The organism is Kitasatospora sp. NPDC048540 (genome assembly GCF_040651175.1).
GTDB lineage: Bacteria > Actinomycetota > Actinomycetes > Streptomycetales > Streptomycetaceae > Kitasatospora.
In genome coordinates this window covers 26,361-49,338 of the sequence record NZ_JBEZIR010000010.1, presented here as the reverse complement: position 1 = coordinate 49,338, position 22,978 = coordinate 26,361, and the positions used below count along the sequence as shown (strand labels likewise).

Genomic DNA, 22,978 nt, shown 5'->3' with positions numbered 1-22,978 from the left:
CGGAGCCTTAACAGTGAGCGGGACAGCCACCGCCGGTCCGGGGTCGGACCGGGTGGTGTTGGGCCGGGGCTTGGGCAGGTGATGCGAGGTCCGCCCCTCCCGCCGCGGGTGCACGATACCCAGACGCTGTCCGGCGGCCGCGGGTTCCTACCGTTCACGGACCGGGACTGGTGTGCAAGGGTGGTTTGGCGTTCTTGCCGACAGGCGGCAACAATGACGCCTCGGGTGGGAGTCTGTGGGGGTTGTTGCTCGTGGTGGAAAAACCTCGGCGAACGGGCCGACGTCTGTCGGAGCTCGCGCCTGACCTGCACCCGGCGATGAGGGAGTGGGTTGTCGAGCTCCGCCGGTTCTACGTGGGCCTGGACATGACACTCAGTCAGCTCGAAGAGACCCTGGGTGTGGACGTGACGACGCTGTCGCGAATTCTGAACGGCAAGCGTCTGCCCGAGGTCGAGTTCCTGTCACGCCTCAGCGAGGCCGTCCGCGGTGTGACCGGGGCACCGGTCACACCGGAGGTGGCCCAGATGCTGCGGCGCCTGTACTTCAACGCGTGCCAGGTGCACGATCCGCACCGCTACGAGGTCTATCAGCTCAAGGAGCTCTTGAAGGCGGCCGAGGAGCGGATCAGCGAGGCCGAGCTAACGGTCATGGAGCTTCGCGCGCAGCTGAGGGCCGAGCAAGACCTGCGGGCGCAGCTGGAGTCGGGCCTGAACCAGCTCGCGAGCCGTGCGGTCGGCCGTGACGGCGGCCTGGAGCGTGAGATCGAACGGGCGACCCAGGAGCGTGACAGGGTCGACCGGGAGTACCTGCAGAAGGTCCGGTCGCTGGCAGCGATGATGCACGACGTCGCCGCGTTGGAGGAGGATCGCGAGGCAGCTGCGGAGCGCCTGCGGCAGGCGGAGGTACGGCTGGAGGAGGAGTTGGAGCGCCGGTGGCTCGAGGCCTCGGACGAGGGGGCCGGCGGCGCCCGGCGCTGGCCGTTCCGCCGGCCGGCACGGCTCGGTGGTCATCCTGCCGTCAGTGTCGCTTCTGCGGCTGAGGCGGACATGCAGCAGCTCCACGCAGCGTTCGCCAACCTGTCGTACCGGACCAATGCACTCGTCGCCCAGCAGCTGGCCACCCTCATCGAGATGGGAAAGCCCGTTCCCGAGGGCGGTTTGTCCGGCCCGGACTCGAGGGCCGATGTGTACCGGCTGGAGAGCCTGGCGACGAGGATCCGCCGCAGCAGCGAGAACGTTCTCCTGCTTGCCGGTGAGGACCAGGGGCGGCTGTGGCCCAAGCCGGCGCCCCTGGACGAGGTCCTGCGCGCCGCGGCGGCCGAGGTGGAGCAGCAGGACAGGGTCGACATCGGGGCCGTCCCCGACGTCAGGGTGACAGGGCGGGTGGTGAACGGGTTGATCCGGCTGGTCGCGGAGCTGCTGTGCAACGCGACCGCGTTCAGTGTTCCCACGACCCGGGTCACTGTCGCCGGCCGGCGCATGGCCGATGCAGGCGTGCGCCTGGAGATCCATGACGAGGGCATCGGCCTGTCGGCCGATGCCCTCGTCGCGATCAACGGCAGACTGGCGGACCCTCCTCCGCCCAGCCAGTCGGCGGGCCACCGGCGTCTTGGACTGGCCGTGGTCGGCCGGCTCGCGGCGGTCCACGAGATCAGGGTCCGATTGGAGCCCAATGCGATGGGTGGCACCTCCGCGCTCGTCGTGCTGGACCACCGGGCCTTCGCGAAGGACACCGCCCGGGCCCTCGGGCCGGGCGGCTCGTGATGGCCGAGAGCGGCCGGGCGGCGCCAGGCCGCGGCAGGCCGGGTGTCTCCCGAGGGTCTGTGTGGTGCTGCCCGTGGAGTGGCTTGACAGTGCATCACCTCCGGGTCACCCCTCGACAAGTACGACTATGCTCCATTGCGGCTTCGTCCCGTTCAGCGCAGTCGGTGGAGCGGGGTGGCAGTAATCGCCGTCCGCGGCGCGGCTTTCCCGATCACCGTGACACGGAGGGTTCGTGACCAGTACACCAGAGCAGGGGCCGTCGGCCTGTCCCGTCCGGCATGCCGGGGTCTCCGCCCGGCTGTTCGGGCCGGATGCCGAACAGGACTCGAAGGGTCTGTACGAGCGGCTTCGGGGTGGACACGGGGCTGTTGCGCCCGTCCTGGTACCGGGTGACCTCCCCGCCTGGCTCGTCCTGGGCTACCGGGAGATCAAGACCGTTCTCGCCTCGCCGGACCGGTTCACCTCCGATCCGCGGCAGTGGCGGGCCGTGCTGGACGGCCAGGTCGGGCCGGACCACCCGCTGGCGCCCCTGGCGCACTACCAGCCGATGTGCAACTTCGCGGACGGGACCGAGCACCAGCGGCTGCGTTCCGCGGTGCGCAGCGCCCTGGACAGCTGGGACAGCCGTGAGGTGGGCCGTCACGTCGTGGCTGCGGCCAACCGCCTCATCGACCGTTTCGCTCCGGCCGGTCGCGCTGATCTGGTCAACGAGTTCGCGGAGCAGCTTCCGATGCTCGTCATGACCCAGCTGATGGGGATGCCCGAGCAGGACGGTCCCCGGCTGGTCGAGGCGTGCCGGGACCTGATGAAGGGCACGGAGACCGCCGTCACGAGCAACGAGTACGTGCTGGATGCGCTCAGGGGCCTGGTGGCGCGCAAGAAGCGACGGCTCGGAGACGACCTGGCGTCGTGGCTGCTGACCCATGAGTCCCGGCTCAGCGACCACGAGGTCGTGGAGCACCTTCGGCTCATCATCGTCGGGGCGAACGAGACGACGAGCAATTTGATCGCCGACATGCTAGAGGTCGTCCTCACCGATCCCGGGGCACGTGCGCAGCTTCGCGGCGGCCAGATGGCGTTGATCGACGCTCTTGACCGTGTGCTGTGGGACTCGCCTCCCTTGTCGGTGCTCCCTGCGCGTTATGCGGTGGAGGATACGTCGCTCGGTGGGCAGGCCGTACGCCGGGGCGACATGGTGCTGCTCGGGCTGGCCGCCGGCAATGCCGACCCTGCGATCAGGCCGGACGCCGCGAAGTCGATGGCGGGTAACCGTGCGCACCTCGCGTTCGGTGCCGGTCCGCATGCGTGTCCTGGGCTGGACATCGGCCGGTCGATCGCCGATACGGGCATCGATGAGCTGCTGCGGCGGCTCCCGGACCTGTGGCTGGCGGACGAGGAGGCCGAGCGGCCGCGGACGCCGACCTGGACGTCCAGTCATCTGGTGGGCCTCGAGGTCACGTTCGCGCCGTCCCCGCCGGCGGGCGACCGCGTGTCCGGGGGCGCCGCGCTCGAGGGGCCCGGGCCGGAAGCGCCCGCCCTGGAGCGAGCTCCCGCGCGTGCGCTGCCGCAACGCGGGTCCGGGTGGTCCGAGCTGGTGCGCCGGATGCGCAGGCAGTAGAGCAGGCAGCAACGCCAGGCCGTGCGGTCAGGGCTCGGTGACTCCCCGCCGAACCTTGACGCTGTCTGGTCAAGCCGCGATATTTGCACCTGCATGATGATCAGTCACCGGTTGCCGACACCCAGGTACCGCACGACGCCGGGCTCCCCGCGGGGGTCGCCACGAGAAGGGACCGACCGTGAGAGCCGGGTTGCGATCGATACCACGGGCCCCCGGCTGGCTTCCCGGGATCGGCCACATGGTCCCCCTGTCCCGCGGTCCCCTGGCTTTCCTGCGGACCCTGAAGGACACCGGCGACCTCACCAGGGTCCACATCGGCACGATGCCGGTCGTGTTCGTCAACAGCCTCGAGCTCGCGTACGAGGTGATGGTGACCCAGGCAGGGCGCTTCCACAAGGGGCGGTTCTTCGACCGGCTCCGCAGCCTGGTGGGTGATGGCCTGGCCACCTCCGACGGCGCGACCCACCGCCAGCACCGCCGGCTCATGCAGCCGATGTTCCACCAGAGGCGCATCGCGGGCTACGCCGAGCTGATGAGCGCACGGGCCCGCGAGCTGGCCGACTCCTGGGTGCCGGGCCAGACGCTGGACGTGGGGAAGGTGATGGCGGAGTGGGTCGTCACCACCCTGGCGGCCACGATGTTCTCCACCGACATCGGAAAGCCGGCGGCGGAGGTCGTCCAGCGCAACGTTCCGATCATCATCGAGAACCTGCTGACCCGGACCGTGTCCCCCAAGATCCTCGATGGCATGCCCATCCCGGCGAACCGCCGCTTCGATGCCGCCTCCAGGGAACTGCACCAGGTCATCGACGAGGTCGTCGCGGCCGTCCGCCAGGTTGGCAGCGACGATCAGCCGGACCTCCTGTCGACCCTCATCGCCGCCAGGGACGCGGACAGCGGCGAGAGGCTGTCCGACGTGGAGGTCCGTGAGGAGCTCGGCACGATCCTGTTCGCCGGCACGGAGACGACGGCCACCACCCTCGCGTGGGCGTTCCACGAGATCGCCCGTCACCCCGATGTCGAGAGTCAACTCCTCGCCGAGATCGACGCCGTGGTGGGCACGAGGCCGGTGACCTTCGCCGACATGGCCCGGCTCCCGTACCTGCGCCGTGTGATCGACGAGGTCGCCAGGCTGCACAGCGTCACACTGCTGATGCGCCGGGCCATCGAGCCGGTGGAGATCGGCGGGGTCCTGCTGCCCGTCGGCACCGAGGTCGCCTTCAGCCTGTACGCCCTCCACCAGGATGCCCGGGTGTACCCCGAGCCCCAGCGCTTCGATCCGGACCGCTGGCTGCCCGGCCGCGGCCCGGAAGTGCGGCAGGCCTTCCTCCCGTTCGGAGCGGGAAACCGCAAGTGCATCGGCGACGCCTTCAGCTGGACCGAGATCACCATCGCGCTCGCCACCGTGCTGTCCCGGTGGCAGCTTCGGCCGGCGACCGAAACCGCGCCCAGGGAGGTCGCCGCGGCGGTACCACGGGCGAACCGCCTGGCGATGACCGTGGTACCCCGCCGGCCGTCGAACACCCGCGGCTGAGACGGCCTGTCGGTCTGCTGGCCGCGCCCTGATGCGACCGGCCCACACGGCTTCCACCCGCCGCGGCTCCGGAAGGGGTGTTGCGCGCGGTCGGCAGCCGACGGCCGGCCGGGCAGCACCGATCGGGCGCGCACGGGGCGAGCATCCGCGTACCGGCGGGAAGCCGTTCCACCCCTCCGGCGCGCGAACACCCATGGTCAGAGCCGGAGCGGCCGCGGTGTCCACAGCGCGAACGGCAGCGGCAGCACAGGTTCCGGGACAGCGGTCGGCTTGTTGCGCGGGCGGAAAGAACCCCGCAGTAGTTACCGCGAGTCTGCAACAACTCGAGAAGCTCTTGTCACCAACCGTCCCCTGCATAACGCTGGGACGGCGCCAGCGTGGGACCGACGGTCGTCCGCGCACCACCGCCCGACGGATTCGGCCCCCGACGAATGCCGGTGACGGTGGGCGAGCCAGGGACACGAGATCGGATGGGCACTCGGAGACAAGGCCGAGAAGGGGGATGGCATGAGGCTCAGTTTCGGGCCAGCGCCGGCCACGGCGGTGGGAGGTAGCGGTGAACCGCTGCCGGTTCGACTCCCCGCAGCGGAGGTCCGGCCGTGCGGCGGCGGCCGGGGTGGCTGCGGCGGCCGGATCTGCGGCGGTCCCCTTGCCGGATGTCGCGGCCTCTGATCGACGGCCGCGGTCGCGCCCCCTGCCGGCTACGCCGGCACTCGCTCACCTGCGCAGGCCGCCCGCTTGCAGGCTCCGAGGTGCGGTTCGCCGCCGGGTGAGGCGTTCCGGTGCCCCGGATCCGGTGTCGCGCCGCCGCCCAGCCGCGGCGGAAGCAGCCAGGACCGCATCCACCCCTCAACAACTTTGACTGTTCATCGACATCCAGCTCGGGAGGTCCAGATGACCGCGCAGCCGCCCCTTCGGGCACACCCTCCGGAGGACGCCGGCACTGACCACAGCAGCTCCGCGGCCCGCGCCTACCAGGTTCTGAGGGCGTTGCTCGAGCTGGGGCCCGGCGCCCATCCGCTCTCCGATGTGATCACCAGCAGCGGACTGCCCCGCTCGTCCGTGCACCGCATCCTCCAGTCAGGGGTGCACACGGGCACGTACACGCAGCCGAAGTACGGCCACTACGCGGTGGCTCCCACACCTCAGCAGGCGGCCAGCTCCGACTTCCTGACGGCGCTGCCCGCCAGGTCCCCGGCGATCTCGGAGGAGCTCGGACACCTGCAGCGGCGTACCGGCCAGGTGGCGGCGATCCACAGCCAGCTCCTCATCGGTGTCCCCACCCGGGTCTGTGTCGAGGTGGCGCACGGACGTCGCAGCGATTTCGCCGCGGCGCTGTCCGCCGAGGCCGGTGCTGCCTTCCGGCAGGCACCCCTGCATGTCGACGCCGCAGGCCTGGTGATCCTCGCGAACCTGGACGACGGGGCGGCTTCCGCCCCGATCCTGCGGCGCATCCGGATCCAGGGGCACGCGGTGACGAGAGCGCCGCTGGCCGGCTGGTCGATGCTCTCGGTTCCTCTGCGGCGGGGGAACATCCTCGTCGGATCGATCAGCCTCCTGGCTCCCGAGGCCCATCTCGCCCGGCGGACCGAGCGGATCACGGATGTAACGATGGATGCGGCCGCGGCGATGGCCCGCCACCTGGAGCACGTCCGCGCCATCCGGCACGTCCTTCCGCCCCTTGTCCAGGCGTGCTGAGCCGCCGTAGGCGCGGTGCGCGCCTCGGCGCGGCGGGGAGCCGAGGGCGGCCGGACCAGGCCGAGCAACGGGGGCAAGGTGGTTCCGCGACCATCGGGGGCCGAAGACGCACGGCGGGACGGATAGGCAGCCGCTCTTGATCCGGTGTTCGACGCACCGAGCTCGGCGGCGCCGACCCTCATCGCCGGACCCTGCCGAGTACCAGCTCGGCTGGCCCGGTCGAGGTTCGGGGACCCGCCGCCTGCAAGCGGGTCAGGTCCCGGGGGAACACCGCCCGGATCGGGCGGATCGTTCCCTGAAATTTCACCCCTGACGCCGGAGAGAGCTCAGGGATTCACGCTGTCCCCATACCAGTAGAGACCAAATCATCATGCCTGAATCGGCCCGGCTTTGCCACGCCCAAGCGACACCACTCATCACCAGTCGACTCAGTGAGTTGCCATCACCTCCCGGCGTCCGAAGCGCCGGTGGGCCTCCGGTTTCACGCCGGCCGCCCACCGGATCCGGGCAACGGCCCGCGCCTGTTCCTGCCGGTCCCGCCCTGGCCGTTCGGCGTACCCCGGCGCTGCGGAGCCGACCGTCCGCCCCAGGGGCGCTCCTTGCGCAGCGGGGTGAGCGATGAGTGCCTTCCCGGTGGCGGCGGCCTCGGAGCCCGCTTCGGACGACGGTCGGTGCGCCCTGGCGGCGGCCTCACCCGACGCAGTGCGACGTAGCGCCGTGACCCGGTTCGACGCCTCCTGGGTGGGGCGCCTCACCGGCAACGAGATGCGCGTGCTCAGCAAGATCTCCGACTACATCTACACCTCGGGCAGGTGCTTCGCTGCGGACGGGACGATCGCCGCTCACCTTGGTCTGAGCCGAGGCGGTGTGAACAGAATCCTGGCCGGCCTGGAGGACCGGGAACTCAACGGCGAGGGCATGGTCCGCTCCGTCTTCCACCCGCGGACCGGGACCATGGAGCGCTGGGTCAAGCACCCCGCCCCGGACGCGCTGGCGGTGTGCGTGTCCGGGTACTCCCGTGACCAGCTGCCCGGAACCAGGTTCGCCGTCTACTGCTACCTGTCCCTGCGGCAGATGCTGCCCGATCCGACACCGATCAGGAGGATCGCGGCGGACTGCAGCCTCTCCGAGGCGACGGCACGGGATGCGGTGGCAGACCTCGTTGCCTCGGGCTGGCTCACCCGGTACGGCGCGGCCGGCTGCGCCTTCCGGTACACGGTCCATCCAGCCCCGGTGGCCGGCATTGCCGCCTATCTCGCCGACCCGACCCCCACAAGTTCCGTGACAGGTCCCCCTCATGAATCCGTGACATCGGCCCCTCCCGGATCGGTGATACAAACAGGCCCTCTTGATCAAGCTCTTGTGATCAGGCAGGAGGTGGTGGTGGGTGGCTGTTCCCGCGTAGCGGCCACCTCCGTACCGCGCGACGCGGGCACCCGCGAGCCTGACCGGGCGCCAGCCGCCCGACCCGGCCGTGGCCGCGGCTCCGCCGGGCGCACCGATGTGAACCCTGGCCGGCGGCCATGGCCGGCTGGTGGCAGGCTCCCGCAGGACGTCCAGCAGGCCCTGCACCCGGTCGCTGCCCTGTGGAGCCGCGTGCGGCCCGGAGCCCGGGCGGTTGTCGTAGCGGCGGCCCGCAGCGAACTGAACCGGATCTCCGTGTGGTCCGGCACCGAGCACGCCTCAGAGGTACTTCGCGAGCGCCTGGGCCAGCGGCTGGAGAACCAGGAGCGCAGCGCTCGCGTGACGGATCCGGTCGGCTGGCTGCTGCGCCGAGGTCTGCCGCAGCGCGTGGAGTGCCCGCGCCCGTCCTGCGACGGGGGAATTCGGCTGGACACCGGGGGTGACTGCGAGACCTGCCGGATGCGCGTCGCGGACCGCCGGTCCGTCCGCCGCATCCTGGCGGCCGAGATCGCCGCCGAACGCCCCGATGCCGACCGTGATGAACGCCGGGACCTGTTCGAACGCCGCCTGCAAGATTGGACGGGCCAGCGGGCCCGCTGGCGCGCGGCCGCCCTGCAGCTGCGCCACAACGACGACCTACGGCGAGCAGAGGTCCTGGCCGAGCGCCGGGCGCGGGAGCGGGTCGCCGCGGCGGCCCGGCAGGCTGTGGCCTGCGAGGGCTGCGGCGCTGCCAACTCTTGCGGTCTGTGCCCGGTGTGCTCGGGCAGGCGGGTGGCCAAGGAGGCCATCGTCGCGTGCGTCGACCACGCGATCGCGGGGAACGCCGACCTCGACAACCCGGCCGAGATCGTCGAGTGGGCCCGCCGCACCCGCGCCGAGCTCCGCGACCGGATGCTCAGCGCCCGCGCCCCGGGCGCCCACTACCTGATCGCCACCGCTTCCGACCAACTGGTCGCCCAGCACGCGGCCGACGAGTTCCGCGTCGCCGCGCTGCGGATCCTCGGCCGGCACCCGGCAGCCGACCGCGAGGCCGACCAGGCACGTGAGGCCTGCCTACGAGCCGCGCACCACTACCCCGACCGGCGGGCCGCCGTCACCGCCGCCGACAACGCCGGTGCGTGTGCGCGCCGGCGTGCCGCCGAGTACCTTCTGGCCGAGCGACTGCAGCGGGTCGAGGTGTACCGCAGGGGTGGCCCCACGGCGGCGGTACAGCCTGCCCCGACCGTCACCGGACAGTCGTGACGTCCGCCCGGCAGGATCCGCACCCGTACGGCACCCCGAGCCGGAGCCGCCTCCGGTACGGAAGACAGAGGCCGGCGCGGGCGTCGGGACCGGGCACCCGCTCACCAACCAGCCGGGCCGGATCCGCGGTCGGCTCACCGGTCCACCGACCACAGGAACAGGGCCCCGTCGGCGCCGTCCCGCCGCAGGCTCCTCACAGCACCGCACCCCCGATGGGAAGCTCGGCAACGGGTACCCGCCCGGCCTCCGGGACACCGATGTCACGGGCCCACCTGAGCGCTGTGGCCATCTCCGCCCGCGCGCTTGCGCCGCCGAGCAGCTCGACCGCCTGGGCTGGCGAGGCGAGGAGACGCCGCGGTGTCCCCCCGGACCTCGCCCGGATGAGAGGTCCCACGAAGGTCACCGTCGTGGCAACGCGGGAAGAGGCCTCGCCGCCCACCGATGCGATGACCTGTCAGGTGCCGGTCGCGTGGGCTGATCATGGTCTGGATGCTGTCCGCCGTGAGTCGGCCGAGCTCCCGGGCAGGGTCCTCCTCTGCGTCCGGGGCCAGCGGCCCGCCGGGCAGGACCGTGCATCCCGAGAGGGGGTCGTGTACGAGAACCACCCGGCCGTCGGGCACGAAGCACCAGCCCCGCACCTCGCCGACGCGCACGTTGGTCCGGCCGTCCCGCCACATCGATTCGGGGCACTCCCCCGCCCTCCTGCCAAGGACGTGGAGTGCGTCGAGGACACGCGGTGCACGCGGCCGCCCGTCCTCGAGGTCGGCGGCGAGACCGTCCACCCGGGCGCGGAGTGCAGCCAGGATCCGTCCGGCCTGCTCCGGGGCCTCGCGGGCGAGGGCCTCCGCGGCCACCAGCCGGACATCCCGGGCGCCGCACCTTCCCCAACCGGTGCTGGCGCCGAGGGCAGCCACCTGATGGGGCGTCAGTGCCGCGTGGTCGAAGACGAAAGTGATGCTGGCCGCCACCCCAGCGGAGGTACCCGCGCCCCCGTCCAGCACGAGCAGTGCACCCGCTGTCAGGTGGGCAAGGCCGGTCGCGATCAGCGCGGCGCGGCGCGCGGCCTGGGCCGGCGGCTCCGCGCCCGCCAGCGCGGTACCTGGCAGACCGAGCTGCGCCCCGCCCTCGGGACAGTTCGTGAGCAGTACCCGGCCCGTGTCGTCGGTGAGTAGCAGTTGGGCGGTGGCCGTGACAATGCCAGTGTTCATGCGTGCGGTCCTTCGCCGGTTGTGGGTTGGCAGGGTGGATGGGTCCTCGCGTTCGCAGTGGCAGGGCGGCTAGCGTCGGCCGTTTGAGCTGACGAGGGCCGGCCGAGGGCGGGGTTCATGACAGTCCGGATCGGCTCCTTGAGTGCAAGGGGCGCCAGGCCCCGGCCGAAGCCCGGGTCCAGCACGGCCGCGCCGGCCTCCGCGCCCTCGGCTGGCTCTGAATGCCCTGCGGCTTGAGTGACCATGAGGGGCATGAACTCAGCGAAGAGTTTCACGCAGGGCCTCCTCCAAGACAGGAAGCCGGTCCAGCAGCATCAGAGCTGCCTCGTGCCGTGCCCGCGCGTAGGACTCGAGGGCTGCGCCAACGATGTGCGGTCGTTCCACTGGTGCCGACAATGGAAAGGTCGCGCAGAGCATGGCTGCACAGCCGACACGAAGCGAGGACAAGAGGTCGTCCGCGGGCGCCTTGGGGTTGGCGTCTCGATAGGCGAGGGCGAGATCGGTGTATCCCTTGAGCCAGCTCTCCACACCGTTGGACAAGACGCTCTTGGGGTCGCAGCCAAGGCGCACGATCTCCCAGGCGAGGTACCCAGGTGTGGGTGGTCCGAAGTCCACGATCGCGGCGACATCGTCGTTCTTCAACAAGACGTTGGGACCGGCCAGGTCGCCGTGCATGACCTGGACCGTCAGCTGTGGAAGTGAAACGAGGATGCGCTCGACGTCCCCCAAGACGGCTTGTCGCTCACGCGCCGCCTGCAGTGCCCACTTCTCGAACTCTCCGAGCCTGGGGCTGTTCTGGAACGCGAGAATCAAGCGCTCGAAGCGGTCACGTGCGGCGGCCACGTCGCACACCGCGGCACCAGGTTCCAGGCTGGGTGCGGCGGCGGGGTGAGTGGCGAGTCGTCTGTGGAGACGGCCCATCGCTGCGCCGACCGCTGTCCACCGCGCGCCAGTCAGGTTGCCCTCGGCAGTCTCGGTGTGCGGCACGTACGACCACAGCGACATCGGCAGGCGGCCGTGGGTCGCGAGGAGTTCGTGCTCGCGCGTGCGGATTGCCCGCGCCGTCGCGACACCTCCGCTGGCGGCGTACTCGGAGAGTTCGACCGACGCCCGTTCCAGATCCAAGCTCTCGCGGGCGCGATAGACCTTGACGAAGTGCCGACGGCCCATCTGGTCCACGATGGCGTAGTTGTCCGTCGCAGTGCCCTCCGGGATTCGCGTTACTTCTGCCGGGTCCAGTCCGTACGCGAGCACCAGCGTGTCGGCGACCGCCGCGATCTGCTCCCCCTCCGCGGTGCGGCCGGGTGTGGAAGGCACGGCGACCGGCTTGGTGGCGGGCTTGTGAGATGCGGTGGACATGGTCTCCTCGTCGAAGCGCACAGCGATAGCGGTCGGATGATGAGCGGGCGGCAGGTGGCCGGGGCGATCAGGACGCGGCACGGGGGTGCCGGTGAGGTGTTCGGCCCGGTGGGCGATTTGCGGGGTGAGCGTAGGGCGGACACCTCGGCTGCAGGCCTGCAGCAGCTGGCCGAGCGCGACCAGTTCCCCGGCCCGGCCGGCCGCCAGGTGCTCAGCGAGCTGCGTCCGGCCGCGCCGGGTGCAGCGGGGCCGCAAGATCGCCGATGGCCAACGCTCCGTCAATGCGGTCATGTGATCGGCCTCCCTCGTTCGGGTTGTGGCAGTACCCGAGCCCGAGCCCGACCCGGCACCGCCACCAGCTGCCGACAGGAAAGCGGCCGTCCAAGCCGACACCGCGGCGCCCTGCCGCGTGAGCCGGCTGAACGAGACGGTGAACGCGGTAACCGGCACCGGCTTTTCGTGGCGAGGGTGACCGGTTTGGCATCGCACAGGCGGAACGTAGGGCCGCCCGGCGGGCGCTGCGGCACCAGGTAGCGATGCTCGTCGCATAGAGTGCGGGCGCGCGGGTGTCCTCGTCGTTTACCGGAAGGTGATCTTGGATACCTTCGTGCTCGTCTCCGCAGGCATCCCTCGGGCCGCACCACCAGGAGGAACCAGTGTCATACCCGCAAGTGATCACCCCCGCGGACAAGCTCGCCGAGGCGAAGAAGCAGTTGGGTTTCCCTCGTATCGTTGCGATCTGTGGCTCCACTCGTTTCATGGCTGAGATGGCCGAAGCAGATGTGCGTGAGACAGAAGCCGGAAGGATTGTCGTCAAGCCGGGGTGCGACCTGAAGTCGCCGCACGCACTGTGGTCCGATCCTGTCGAGGCTCAGGCGCTGAAGGTTCGACTCGACGAGTTGCACCGGTCGAAGATCCTGCTTGCTGACGAGGTGCTCGTGGTCGGCGACTACATCGGCGACAGCACCCGGGCGGAGATCGCTTACGCCCGGTCGCTGGGTAGGCCCGTGCGGTTCACGCACCCCGAAGTCGATCCCGACGCCTGAGGACCCGTCCCCGCGCCCTCCACGGGCACCCCATAGGCATTGATCATCCAGCGGGTGGGGAGGTGGGAGCGAGCTCATGCAGTGGTGGAGCGCATCGCGGCCGTGATGGCGGCAGCGAGGGGCCGCTGCTGGTCCGTCACGTAGAAGTGGTCGCCCTCGTACAACTCGAGTCCGCGGAAGTGTGTGGTGAACGGTTGCCAGGCGAGCAGGCGTTCCTCGCCGGTCAGCCTGTCGCGTCGGCCCCCGAACACCGAGAGCGGAACGGGCAGGGGCTCGGGGACGAGGGGAGGCGCCCAGGTGTCCAGGAGCTTGAAGTCGCTGCGGAACGCCGGGGCGAACGTGTGCCAGAGGGCTTCGTCGTCGAGGAGCTGCGGCGTGCTGCCGCCGACGTCTCGCAGCCAGTCGCGCAGCTCGTCGTCGGACATCAGGTGAGGGCGGGCGTCGGCCTCGGCTGCGCCTCGCGGGGCGCCGTAGGCGGACACGCCCAGCCAGGTGGGGAGCGGCTCCCCCCGATGGTGGAGCCGGAGGGTGAGCTGGTGCGCGATGAGGGCGCCCAGGCTGTGGCCGAAGAACCCGAAGGGCCGGTCGAGCAGGGGAGCGAGAGCGGTGTGGAAGTAGTCGACCAGCCGGTCGCAGTCGTCGATCAGCGGAAGTGTCTGCAGGTGGCCTCGGCCGGGGGCTTCCAGGAGGCAGAGTTCCCAGTCCTTCGGGAAGTGCGCCGCCCAGCCCCGGTAGAGCAGGTGTGAGCCGCCAGCGTGGTGGAACAGGAACAGGCGCATCGCCGGGTCGCTCAGTGGCCTCGGGCGGATGACCGGGCCGGCCGGCGTCTGGCCGACGCGCTTGGAGACGACGAGGGCGTGCAGCTCCGCCAGGGTGGCGGCACCGCTGATGACCACGGTGTTCTCCGGGACGCCGAACGCGTTCTCCACGCGGGTGGAGATCTCGAGCATCAGCAGCGAGTCGATGTCGAGTTCGTCGGCGAAGTGCGCGTCGTCGGCGACCTCCCCGGGTTCGATCTCCAGTACGCCGGCTATCAGGGCGCGGAGACTTTCGATGGTCACGGTCGCACTGGTCATGGCTGTTCCCCCGGCTCCTGTGTGGATGGACGAGTGGGTCGGTCAAGGAGTGAGCAGCACAGCGGCTGCCGCGTCGTGGCCAGGGCCTCCGGCCGTGGCGAGCACCCTGCCGGTGGCGCCGCTCTCGAAGTGGGCGACCGCGGCAGCGCACTGCAGGATGCCTAGCGCCCCCGACAGCGGGCCCAGCTGGGCCTCCAGGTCGATGTGGCGCGTGGCTACCGGCAGCCGGCGCGCCCCGGCCTCCGCCTCGCTGCCGAGCCACAGTTCGATGGCTTCCTCCTGTGCTACGCCGACGGCGGCCAGCGTCGCGGCGAGGTCGTGTGCCCGCGCGTACCGAGCGATCGTGGCGCGGGGCCGTGCGCCGCGGGAGGCGGCCGCGTGCGCCGGTTCGAGCACGACGGCGACCGCCGCGTCGGTGGACTGCCGACCGAGCAGCTTCGCCGCCACGTCGGTGGCCGGTTCGACGCCGATGACGACGGCCGCTTCGGCGCGCCCGGCCACGAGGAGGTTCCGGGCCCAGGCCAGGGCGTCCAGACCGCTCGTGGCGCCGTTGCAGATGGTGAGGTTGGGGCCGCGCAGGTGGTAGCGGATGGCCACCCAGCCCGCGATGACGTTGCTGGAGGTCTGGGGCAGGCCCAGGGGACTGAGAGCCCTGACGCCTGCTCTGGCGATGGTGGCGGCGGCTTCGCAGACGCTGTCCGCGTTGCCCAGGTTGGTGCTGACCACGACCGCGGTCTCATCGGCCGCGCCCGTGAACGCGGCATCGGTGTCGGTCAGGCCCGCGTCGTGGAGGGCGAACTCGGCCGCGCGCAGGGCGAGGCGGGAGGCGCGGTCCTTGTGGCGCAGCTCGCGGCCGGTGAGTCCGGTGGCGACATCGAAGCCGCCCGCTCCCGGCAGGGGCCCCAGGAGGTCGCCGTACGTCGCCACGCCGGGCAGCGCCAGTCCGATGCCCGTGACGACGGCCTCCCGGGCGTTCGGGGCCCGCGTGTGCGCGGTGTTCGTCGTGCTCATCGGGCTGCCTCCACGATCGCGACGGCGTTGATCCCGCCGAAGCCGAACGCGTCGATCTGCGCGATGGCCGGGGGGCCGGCCGCGGGGGCGCCCCGCACCAGGTCCAGGCCCGCGGCCTCGGGGATCGGGTCGGCGAGTCCCAGGATCGGAGGGACCCTTCCCTCCCTCATGGCGAGCACCGCCATGACGAGGCTGAGCAGTCCCGAGCCGCCCAGGGTGTGGCCGGTCATCGCCTTGATCGCGGTCATCCGCGGACCGGGTCCGACGCCGTGGAAGATACGGCGAAGGACGCCAGCCTCCGCCTGGTCGTTGCGGGGGGTTCCGCTGCCGTGCAGCATCACCAGGTCGATGTCGCTCGCCCGCACCCCGGCCCTGCGGTGGGCGTCGAGCACCGCGCGGGTGATGCCGTCGGGGTCGGGCGCGGTGGCGTAGTGGGCGTCGCAGTTCATGCCCACACCGCGCACCCGGGCGTGCACGGGCCCGCTGCCGGTGCCGGCACGCTGGACGACGACGGCCGCTGCTCCCTCGCCCATCAGCATGCCCTTGTGCGTGGCGTCGAAGGGGCGCAGCGCGTCGGGGATGCCGTTCTGCACCCGGTCGAGCGTGCCGAAGCCGCTCTCGGTGGCGGCGTCGGTGCCCGCGACGACGACCGTGTCGGCCTCGATCATGTCGGTGGCCAGGCCGAGCGCGTACAGGGAGGCTGAGCAGGCGTTGGCGAAGGTGTAGGTGGTGGATGCCCCGAAGGCCGCCTTCAGGGCGGTGCCGAAGTGCAGGTCCTCGAGGGCGACGTCCGCGCCGTCGCGCCACCACAGTTCGAGGCTGCGCTGCTCGCGCATGGTGGTTCCGACCAGGACGGGTACCTGGGAGAGGTCCTCGCCCAGGCCCGCGTCGGCGACCGCCTGGCGCACGACGGCGGTGAGCCAGCGGGTAGCACGGCGCGGGATGTCTCCGCCGGCGGGTCGGTCGTCGATCTCGTAGGCGTAGGCCGCCCGGTACTTGTCCGGGTCCCACGCTCGCAGGGGTGTGCGGCTCTCCTGGCCCGCGCACAGCGCGGCGAAGATCTCTTCGGGGCTGGCGCCGATGTTGGCGACGGCGGCCATGCCCGTCACGTCCCAGGTCACGGTCGGGCAGCCGCCTTCCTCAGCTCGAAGGCGGCCAGCTTGCCGGTCAAGGTGGTCGGGAGCTTGTCGAGGAACTCCAGGCGGGCGGGCCGCTTGTGGGCGGCGAGGTGGCCGCGGATCACGGCGCTCACCGCGCGCCGCACCGTGGCTTCGTCGGAGCCCGGCCGGGAGACCAGGTACGCCACGGCCTGCTCCAGTCCGTCGGCGTCGCGGCCTCCGACGACCACGCAGTCCTGGACCCCTTCCGCGCGGCGGATGACGCTCTCGATCTCGCTCGGCACGACCTTGTAGCCGCCCAGGTTGAGCAGGTCGTCGGCGCGGCACAGGTGGGTGAACGTGCCGTTGGGCGCGCGGCGCACCACGTCGCCGGTGTAGGCGCCGCCGTCGGCGAAGGTGAGGGCGGCAGCCTCCTGGCGGCCGATGTAGCCGAGGGCGACGGTCGGGCCGGCGATGTGCAGCCGGCCCTCCTGGCCGTCGGCGACGAGCACTCCGTCCGCGTCCCGGACGGTCGCGGTGATCCCGGGCACCGGGATGCCGAAGGTACCCGGGCGCCCGATGTCCGGCGGCGTGCCGACGACGATGTGGAGCACCTCGGTGGCGCCGAGCCCGTTGAGCAGCCCGGCCTGGAACGCGGTGCGGATCCGCTCGCCGAGCGGACCGGGCAGGTTCTCGCCCGCCGCCACGCACAGCCGCACGGAGCCGGAGGCGAGCTCCTCCGTCCCGGGGGCGTTCAGCAGCGCGGCGTACAGCCGGGGGACGGAGAACAGCACGGTGGGCCGGTGGCGCCGCAGCGCGGCGGCCAGGGAGTGGATGTCGACCGGGCCGCGGACGAGCGCGACGCGGGCGCCGGCCGCCAGCGGGCACAGGACGGAAGCGCCGAATCCGTACCCGAAGCTCATCCGGGCGCTGGAGAGCACGGTGTCCTCGGGCGTCAACTCCAGGACCGTGCCGACGCCGTCGGCCATGGCCGCGATCGCGCCCGCCGAGTGCCGCACCCCCTTGGGCATGCCGGTGCTCCCGGAGGTGTACTGCACCAGCGCCTCGCCCCCCGCACTCCACACCGCCGGGGGCCCGGCCTGGTCCGGGCGCCGCGCGGGACCGGGCTCGGCCGTCTCCAGGCCGGCGCGGACGTCCGCGCCGGTGAAGCGGGTGGCCGTGGCGAACAGCGCCTCCAAGGCGCGCTGGCGCGTGGGCGCGGCGTCGAGGTGCACCGTGGCGGTGGCGCAGTCCGCGGCGATGTAGCGGACTTCGTCGTCCGTGAGCGCCGGGCTGATCACCGCGGGGACGCAGCCGTGCCACCACAGGCCGAGGACGGCGACGACGGTCGCCACGGAGTCGTCGGCGACCAGGAGGCCGCGGGCGCCCTCCGGCACACCGGCGGCCTTGAGGACGCCCGCGTACCCGCGTGCCGCCTCCAGGAGGCCCGCGTAGGTGATCTCCCCTGCCTGGGGGTCGAGGTAGCTGGCCCGTCCGCCCCGGCCGGCGAAGACATGACCCGCCACCAGGTGGTCGACCAGGTCGATGCCCTGGGCGTTGGCCGCCCCCTCACCGAGCACGCACACCGCGGCGTCCAGGCTGGTGAGGGCTGCGGCTTCCTCGGCGGACAGGGGGCCGAACTCGCGCTCGACCGCGGCCGCGACCGCGACCTTCTCCAAGGAGCTCATGCCGAGGTCCTCGTAGAACAGGGCGCCGGGCTCGATGTCGTCCTTGTCCACTTCCAGGACGGACGCCACGATCTCTCGCAGCTTGTCGCGCGTGGTGTCGGTGGTTTCTACGTCGCGCACCGGCGGGGTCCTTTCCGTATCTTCGTGGCCGAGATGGGGATCTGGTGGGAAGGGGAGCGCGGAGGAGCAGGAGACCTGCTCCCGGGGCTGCGTCGGCCGGAACGTCGCCGGGTGCCGGCCGGGAGGGGAGAACGGGCGGGATGGCGCAGAGCTCGACGGGAGCGCTCAGGCTCCGAGGCCGACCTCGCAGGGGAAGCGGACGGAGACGCCCTGGGGCTCCTCGGTGAAGATGACCCTCTTGGAGATCGCGGCCATGAACCCGAGCTCGAAGATCGTGCCCTTGCCGACCGACCCGCCAGGGTTGCAGACGACGACGGCGTCGGCCCGCCGGAACGCGTCCATGTGCACCAACTTGTGCCGCCACGTGTCGCGGTCGTTCTTCAGGTGGTCCTGGTACTCGAAGAGGACGAAGTCGGTGCCCGCGGTCTCCGGCCTGATCCTGGTGCTCAGCGGGCTGAGCACGTCGGTGCCGCTCTGGCGCAGACGGGCGACGGTGTCCTCGATGTCCCCGAGGGACTGCTGGAAGCTGCCGCAGACGACGGCCGTCCGGAACTCCCGCCGGATCACGCCCTCCAACATGTCGCTGGATCCGCACGCGGACATGCCCGTCTCCAGGTAGAACCGCTGCAGCTCGGGCCCGACGATGTTGAAGTAGAGGCCGGTGTCGACGTAGACGCTGGTGACCAGCGCGGCCGCGTCCGCCTGCGCGAGCTGCTGGAACGCCCCGGTGGCGTACAGCCGCGTTCCGGTGTTGTCGACGGTCTCCTGGAACTCCTTGAGGCCGGCGCAGAACTCGCCGACCCGCTCGGCCAGCTCCTCGGGGGCGAAGCTGCCGTCGATGGCGAACTGCTCCCTGCTGAGCAGTTCCAGCTCGCCGCTCCGGGAGCGGAAAACGCTCACGCGGCCCGTGTCGAAGTGGGCCAGGACCCTGCCTTCTGCCGTCAATGTACTGCTCTCCTTCTTCTCGTTCCGGCGCGTTGGGGTGCCATGACCCCGGCTGAAAGGGTGGACGAGGGCTCCGGGGCGTGCCGACTATTCGCCTTGTCCACGGAAGGCGCGGAGGTACTTTTCGGCGAACTCCTGCTCTCTGCCCCGGTTGTACTGGGTGATGTAACGCGGGTGCTCCAAGGGCACGATGCTCCCGAAGAAGCGCCGGCCCTCGTTCACCTTCGTGAGGAAACTGAAGTTCTCGCCGCTGCCGATGCAGTAGCACACCGAAGTGTCTGTTCCGAATTCAAGCTGCCGCTCCAGGGCTTCCACGAGGAAAGGACGCAGGAGGTCCAGCAGCTTCTTGTTCTCGTAGTAGTTGCAGTTGACCTCTTTTCCCCCGGGCTTCGTTCTCACCAAGCCGAGGGGGCACACAAAGCTCATGACGAATTCGGCGTAGAACGTCTCGCGGCCCCCGTAGCGGCTGATGACGTCGTGCAGGAACCCGGCGGAGGGCCGGCTGACCGCGTAGCCGTCGACGTCGACCCCCGTCTCGCTTTCGAGGAGCCTGGCGTCTTCGAAAGGGACCCCGGTCACAGCCGTGCCGCGTCGGGCGGGCGAGCTCCCCAGCACCAGGCGGCGCGGCCTGTCGTCGCCGTAGTACTTGCCGTAGAACGCCGTCGTCACCTCCCGGACCCGGTCCTTCTGGGCCCCGTTGAACGGATTGACGACCGCGAACCCGGGAGGCACTTCAAGAGTCGTGCCCGCAAGACCCTCGTTGAACTGCAGGATCCGATCGGCGACAGTCGTTCGCGCGGCCATTGCAGAAGCCCTTCCTTCACGCCGGCCCCTCGGAACCGGTCCGGTCGCACCCCGGCTGTCCGCGATTCGTCCTTCCTCCTGGCCCGGCGGGACGCCGCGGGCGCAGCCGGACGGAAGGAGGACGGAAACGTCAGGTGGCGACAGCCGTCAGGTAGATCTCGGTAGTTTTCGGGTAGATTCGAACGTCTTTGAATCCGGCGCGGTCGAGCTCCGCGCCGATCAGATCGGCCGTGTCCATCCCGCGATAGAGATCGACGAATTCAGTGCCCGGGATGATCAGGCCGGGTATGACGCAGCCGCGCCGAGTGTACAGAAACCCGTTGGCCACGGAGACGATGATCGCCGCACCGGGCTTCAGCACCCGGTGCGCCTCCGAAGCGGCCGCGGACGGGTCGAAGAACGACGAGTTGTACGTCCTCAAGGAGACGTAGAGACCGAAACTGTCGTCCGGCAGGGCGGACAGGTCTTCGGCACTCGCGACGCGGGTCCTCGACGAGGGAATGCGTCCGCCGATATTCGCAAGGCCGCGTTCTGCGATGTCGACGAAGGTGATCTGCGGGCAGCCCGAGAACAGGGTCGCCGCCTCGACGCCGGCGCCAACGCCGACGTTGAGGACGTCGACGGCAGGCAGCGGCATCGCGGACACGCTCCTGTAGACCGACATGAAGTCGTCCGCCCATCCCGGGTTGGCCGCGCGGGCGTCGACCTCGTAGTCGTAGGAGCCGTACTTCGCGCCGAACGCTTCGGACAGCGCGCCGCCTACGGCGTGATCGGCCTCCTCGCTCCCGATCCCGTACCTCTGGCAGAGGAGCGAAGCGAGCGCGGTCCTCCCCCTGTTCGCGTTCACGTCGTCCCGGGAGAGCGCGAACCCCCTCGATCCCAGCTGGGTGGAGACGGCTTCGCTGATGCGGTGCGCGGAGTAGTGGGGGTTGCGGTCGATGTTCTGCTCGCTCGCCGCGTAGAAGGACCGGTTCTGCTCGAGGATCTCCCGTTGCAGGTTCTCGGGGAAGCGGTGCACGTGACCCCGCGCAGCCACGGGGTCGTCGTCGAGGTAGCTCGACAGCGCGGGGTCGGGCAGGCCGATGTACACCCTGTCGACGCGCACTTCCTTCAAGAGCTCGGCGAGCTCGAACGACCCGTCCACGGAGAGGGTGTTGACCGTCAGGAACACACTGCGCGCGCTGGATGTCCCGAGCCGCTGCATCTTGCCCCGCAGGGTGCGGTACCAGGACGCGCCGCTCACTTCGCCCTCGAAGGCGGAGCAGATCAGCTCGTTGTCTTCGGAGACGAGCGCAACGCCGACCCGAAGACCTGACTGCGGCCCCCCGTGTGCGACACCAATGACGTGTTTCATCCAATGGGTACTGTTCGGAATCATCCGGGCCTCCATTTCTCAATTCGCACGGCACGCACGGGGCGTCATCGCTCCTCGGCAACATGGGCAGACCGGGCCGTGCGGGGATGCATGGCACGGACGCCGTAGGCCCCGCGGCGGTCGACCAGCTCTCGGGGCGCTCAGAGGGACAAGCACACAACAGATCGGCCTCTGGCGGGAGGCACGTTCGGGGGGCACTTTTCAGTGAAGGCTTCGGGCGGCATTCGATAGTCGGTTCGGGCAGCCGGAAGCATCCGGTGCCCCTGGGCGGGGCGACGATGTGTGGTCGCCTGGACCTACGAGCGGAGCTGCGTCGCTTCGTGCTGCGGTCGTCCCAGTGAACCCGGCATGCAGCCCGTCCGGGCAGGGGCAGGGGGTACGAACACGTTCATCGTGTTCATGATCGAAAATGGCGCAGCGGCGACCGATGCGCGTACGTGCAGAGAGCACCGCGACCTCCAGCCGCGGCCGGCCTTTGCCACGCCTCCCGGCAAGTTCTCCTGGACCGTCGGCATCCTCGGGCCGGCCCGGCCCACCGGTATCGACACACGCACTGGAGTCGGTCCACTACCTTCTGCATTGAACGATCTGACGCACCGGCAGGAGCACGCGACGTGACCGAACAAGCCAGCGATTTCCGGATCACAGGAACCGACGCCCTCGTGTTCGAGGCCCGGGAGTCGGGGGATCTGGGATCTGCCGCGCACTGGCTGGCGCTACGACGGCGTCTCCCTGGCCGGGATTGAGACCATCGCCGACCGCAGCCACAGCGCCGCCATCGGCCTCGTCCTTGATAGCCGTTTCCGCGCAGCGCCTGGCCGCTGCCGCGGAGACCACGGATCCGGCGCAGTGGAGCACGACCTGTTCGTCCCGCCTCACGACGACCGCCTGCACCGGCCTCGCCCGCGGGCACCAACTGTGACGATCATGAACGCGATGAACGCATGCGCGTCCCCGGTCTCTATCCCCGGCCCGGTAGGCGGCGCTTGACTGGTCCCACCGGACCGCCCAGCCCCTTCGCCCACTCTGCTCCCGGAGCACGCATGACCCCCATCGACACCGCCCCCGGCGCGGTCGACGCCGTCGTCCTGACCATGAACGACCGCCCCGAGCAGGCCACGGCGCTGCAGACCCTCCTCGCCCAGGAGGGCGTCGACCTGCGCGTGATCGTGGTCGGCAACGGCGTCCAGCCCGAGGACGTCCCCGCCGGCATCACCACCCTGGCGCTGCCCGAGAACGTGGGCATCCCCGAGGGCCGCAACATCGGCGCCCGAGCACTCGCGCAGGCCGACGGCGGCGGCGAGTTCGTGTTCTTCTTCGACAACGACGCCCGCCTGCCCGACCCCGACACCCTGGCCCGCCTCGTGGAGGAGGCCCGCCGGCGCCCGCGGGCGGCCTGGGTCCAGCCCCGGATCGCCGACCCCGACACCGGGCAGACCGTCCGGCGCTGGGTGCCCCGCCTGCGCACCGCCGACCCCGACCGGCCCGGCACCGTCGCGGCGATGGCCGAAGGCGTCCTCCTCGTCCGCCGCCGCGCCTTCGAACAGGTCGGCGAGTGGCCCGGCCACTTTTTCTTGTACCACGAGGGGTTCGACCTGGCCCTACGATGCTGGAACGCGGGCCTGACGGGCTACTACGCACCGCAGGTCGTCGTCCACCACCCCGCCAGCGACCCCGCCCGCCACGCCCTCTACCAGCGCCTGGTCGCCCGCAACCGGGTCTGGGTCGCCTACCGCCGCCTGCCCGCGCCCCTGGTCCCCCTCTACATCGCCACGTGGGTCGCCATCACCGTCCTGCGGTCCCGGCGCGCACCGCGGACGCTGGCCCCGTGGTTCGCCGGCCTGTGGGAGGGGCTGCGCGGCGGCCACGGCGAGCGCCGCCCGATCTCCTGGACCACCGCCTGGCGCCTCACCCGGGCCGGACGCCCCCCGGTGATCTGACCGCCGACAGGCCCGGCCCTGCGCCCGACCCCGCGGCCGATGGCCCGTCA

General features: G+C 71.0%; 16 protein-coding genes. 7 read left to right on the top strand and 9 right to left on the bottom strand.

What is annotated here, in order from left to right; translation table 11 throughout:
- The first annotated feature begins 251 nt into the window (after window positions 1–251).
- The 5 genes from AB0D08_RS06760 to AB0D08_RS06740 all read left to right on the top strand — a co-directional run bounded on the left by AB0D08_RS06760 (window position 252) and on the right by AB0D08_RS06740 (window position 9,259).
- Window positions 252–1,763: an ATP-binding protein gene (locus AB0D08_RS06760; RefSeq protein WP_359886672.1), complete on the top strand. Its 1,512-nt coding sequence runs from the start codon at window positions 252–254 to the stop codon at window positions 1,761–1,763.
- Window positions 1,764–1,995: 232 nt separating this feature from the next.
- Complete coding sequence (locus tag AB0D08_RS06755) at window positions 1,996–3,381, top strand: cytochrome P450 (RefSeq protein WP_359886603.1); 1,386 nt, start codon at window positions 1,996–1,998, stop codon at window positions 3,379–3,381.
- Between the two features lie 178 nt (window positions 3,382–3,559).
- A complete protein-coding gene (locus AB0D08_RS06750) occupies window positions 3,560–4,915 on the top strand; it encodes a cytochrome P450 (protein WP_359886601.1) in 1,356 nt (451 codons plus the stop codon).
- Window positions 4,916–5,809: 894 nt separating this feature from the next.
- Window positions 5,810–6,613: a helix-turn-helix domain-containing protein gene (locus AB0D08_RS06745; protein WP_359886598.1), complete on the top strand. Its 804-nt coding sequence runs from the start codon at window positions 5,810–5,812 to the stop codon at window positions 6,611–6,613.
- A 717-nt stretch (window positions 6,614–7,330) separates the two neighbouring features.
- Window positions 7,331–9,259 carry a hypothetical protein gene (locus AB0D08_RS06740; RefSeq protein WP_359886595.1) on the top strand — a complete coding sequence of 643 codons (1,929 nt, stop codon included), beginning with the start codon at window positions 7,331–7,333 and terminating at the stop codon, window positions 9,257–9,259.
- Between the two features lie 260 nt (window positions 9,260–9,519).
- On the opposite strand, the gene AB0D08_RS06735 is transcribed toward AB0D08_RS06740, so the two are convergent.
- On the bottom strand, window positions 9,520–10,467 hold the full coding sequence (locus AB0D08_RS06735) for a hypothetical protein (protein ID WP_359886592.1): 948 nt from the start codon (window positions 10,465–10,467) through the stop codon (window positions 9,520–9,522).
- A gap of 258 nt (window positions 10,468–10,725) precedes the next feature.
- Window positions 10,726–12,117: a phosphotransferase gene (locus AB0D08_RS06730; protein ID WP_359886589.1), complete on the bottom strand. Its 1,392-nt coding sequence runs from the start codon at window positions 12,115–12,117 to the stop codon at window positions 10,726–10,728.
- 365 nt (window positions 12,118–12,482) lie between these two features.
- On the opposite strand from AB0D08_RS06730, the gene AB0D08_RS06725 reads away from it, so the two are divergent.
- On the top strand, window positions 12,483–12,872 hold the full coding sequence (locus tag AB0D08_RS06725) for a hypothetical protein (protein ID WP_359886586.1): 390 nt from the start codon (window positions 12,483–12,485) through the stop codon (window positions 12,870–12,872).
- 74 nt (window positions 12,873–12,946) lie between these two features.
- On the opposite strand, the gene AB0D08_RS06720 is transcribed toward AB0D08_RS06725, so the two are convergent.
- The 7 genes from AB0D08_RS06720 to AB0D08_RS06690 form a co-directional block, all read right to left on the bottom strand.
- Window positions 12,947–13,948 (bottom strand): thioesterase domain-containing protein, encoded by a 1,002-nt coding sequence (locus AB0D08_RS06720; RefSeq protein WP_359886583.1) that lies wholly within the window; start codon window positions 13,946–13,948, stop codon window positions 12,947–12,949.
- Between the two features lie 42 nt (window positions 13,949–13,990).
- A complete protein-coding gene (locus AB0D08_RS06715) occupies window positions 13,991–14,959 on the bottom strand; it encodes a beta-ketoacyl synthase N-terminal-like domain-containing protein (RefSeq protein ID WP_359886580.1) in 969 nt (322 codons plus the stop codon).
- Window positions 14,956–16,080, bottom strand: a complete 1,125-nt coding sequence (locus AB0D08_RS06710) for a beta-ketoacyl synthase N-terminal-like domain-containing protein (protein WP_359886578.1) — start codon at window positions 16,078–16,080, stop codon at window positions 14,956–14,958. The genes AB0D08_RS06715 and AB0D08_RS06710 overlap by 4 nt, the downstream gene beginning before the upstream one ends.
- Complete coding sequence (locus AB0D08_RS06705) at window positions 16,077–17,864, bottom strand: AMP-binding protein (protein ID WP_359886575.1); 1,788 nt, start codon at window positions 17,862–17,864, stop codon at window positions 16,077–16,079. The genes AB0D08_RS06710 and AB0D08_RS06705 overlap by 4 nt, the downstream gene beginning before the upstream one ends.
- 165 nt (window positions 17,865–18,029) lie before the next feature.
- The gene (locus AB0D08_RS06700; RefSeq protein ID WP_359886573.1) at window positions 18,030–18,764 is read right to left on the bottom strand and encodes a nucleoside 2-deoxyribosyltransferase; all 735 of its coding nucleotides are present in this window, start codon (window positions 18,762–18,764) and stop codon (window positions 18,030–18,032) included.
- A gap of 132 nt (window positions 18,765–18,896) precedes the next feature.
- Window positions 18,897–19,613 (bottom strand): uracil-DNA glycosylase family protein, encoded by a 717-nt coding sequence (locus AB0D08_RS06695; protein ID WP_359886570.1) that lies wholly within the window; start codon window positions 19,611–19,613, stop codon window positions 18,897–18,899.
- 130 nt (window positions 19,614–19,743) lie between these two features.
- Window positions 19,744–20,991 carry a methyltransferase domain-containing protein gene (locus AB0D08_RS06690; RefSeq protein WP_359886567.1) on the bottom strand — a complete coding sequence of 416 codons (1,248 nt, stop codon included), beginning with the start codon at window positions 20,989–20,991 and terminating at the stop codon, window positions 19,744–19,746.
- A 1,040-nt stretch (window positions 20,992–22,031) separates the two neighbouring features.
- Between AB0D08_RS06690 and AB0D08_RS06685 the strand changes: the two genes are divergently transcribed.
- Window positions 22,032–22,928: a glycosyltransferase family 2 protein gene (locus tag AB0D08_RS06685; RefSeq protein ID WP_359886565.1), complete on the top strand. Its 897-nt coding sequence runs from the start codon at window positions 22,032–22,034 to the stop codon at window positions 22,926–22,928.
- Window positions 22,929–22,978: the final 50 nt, after the last annotated feature.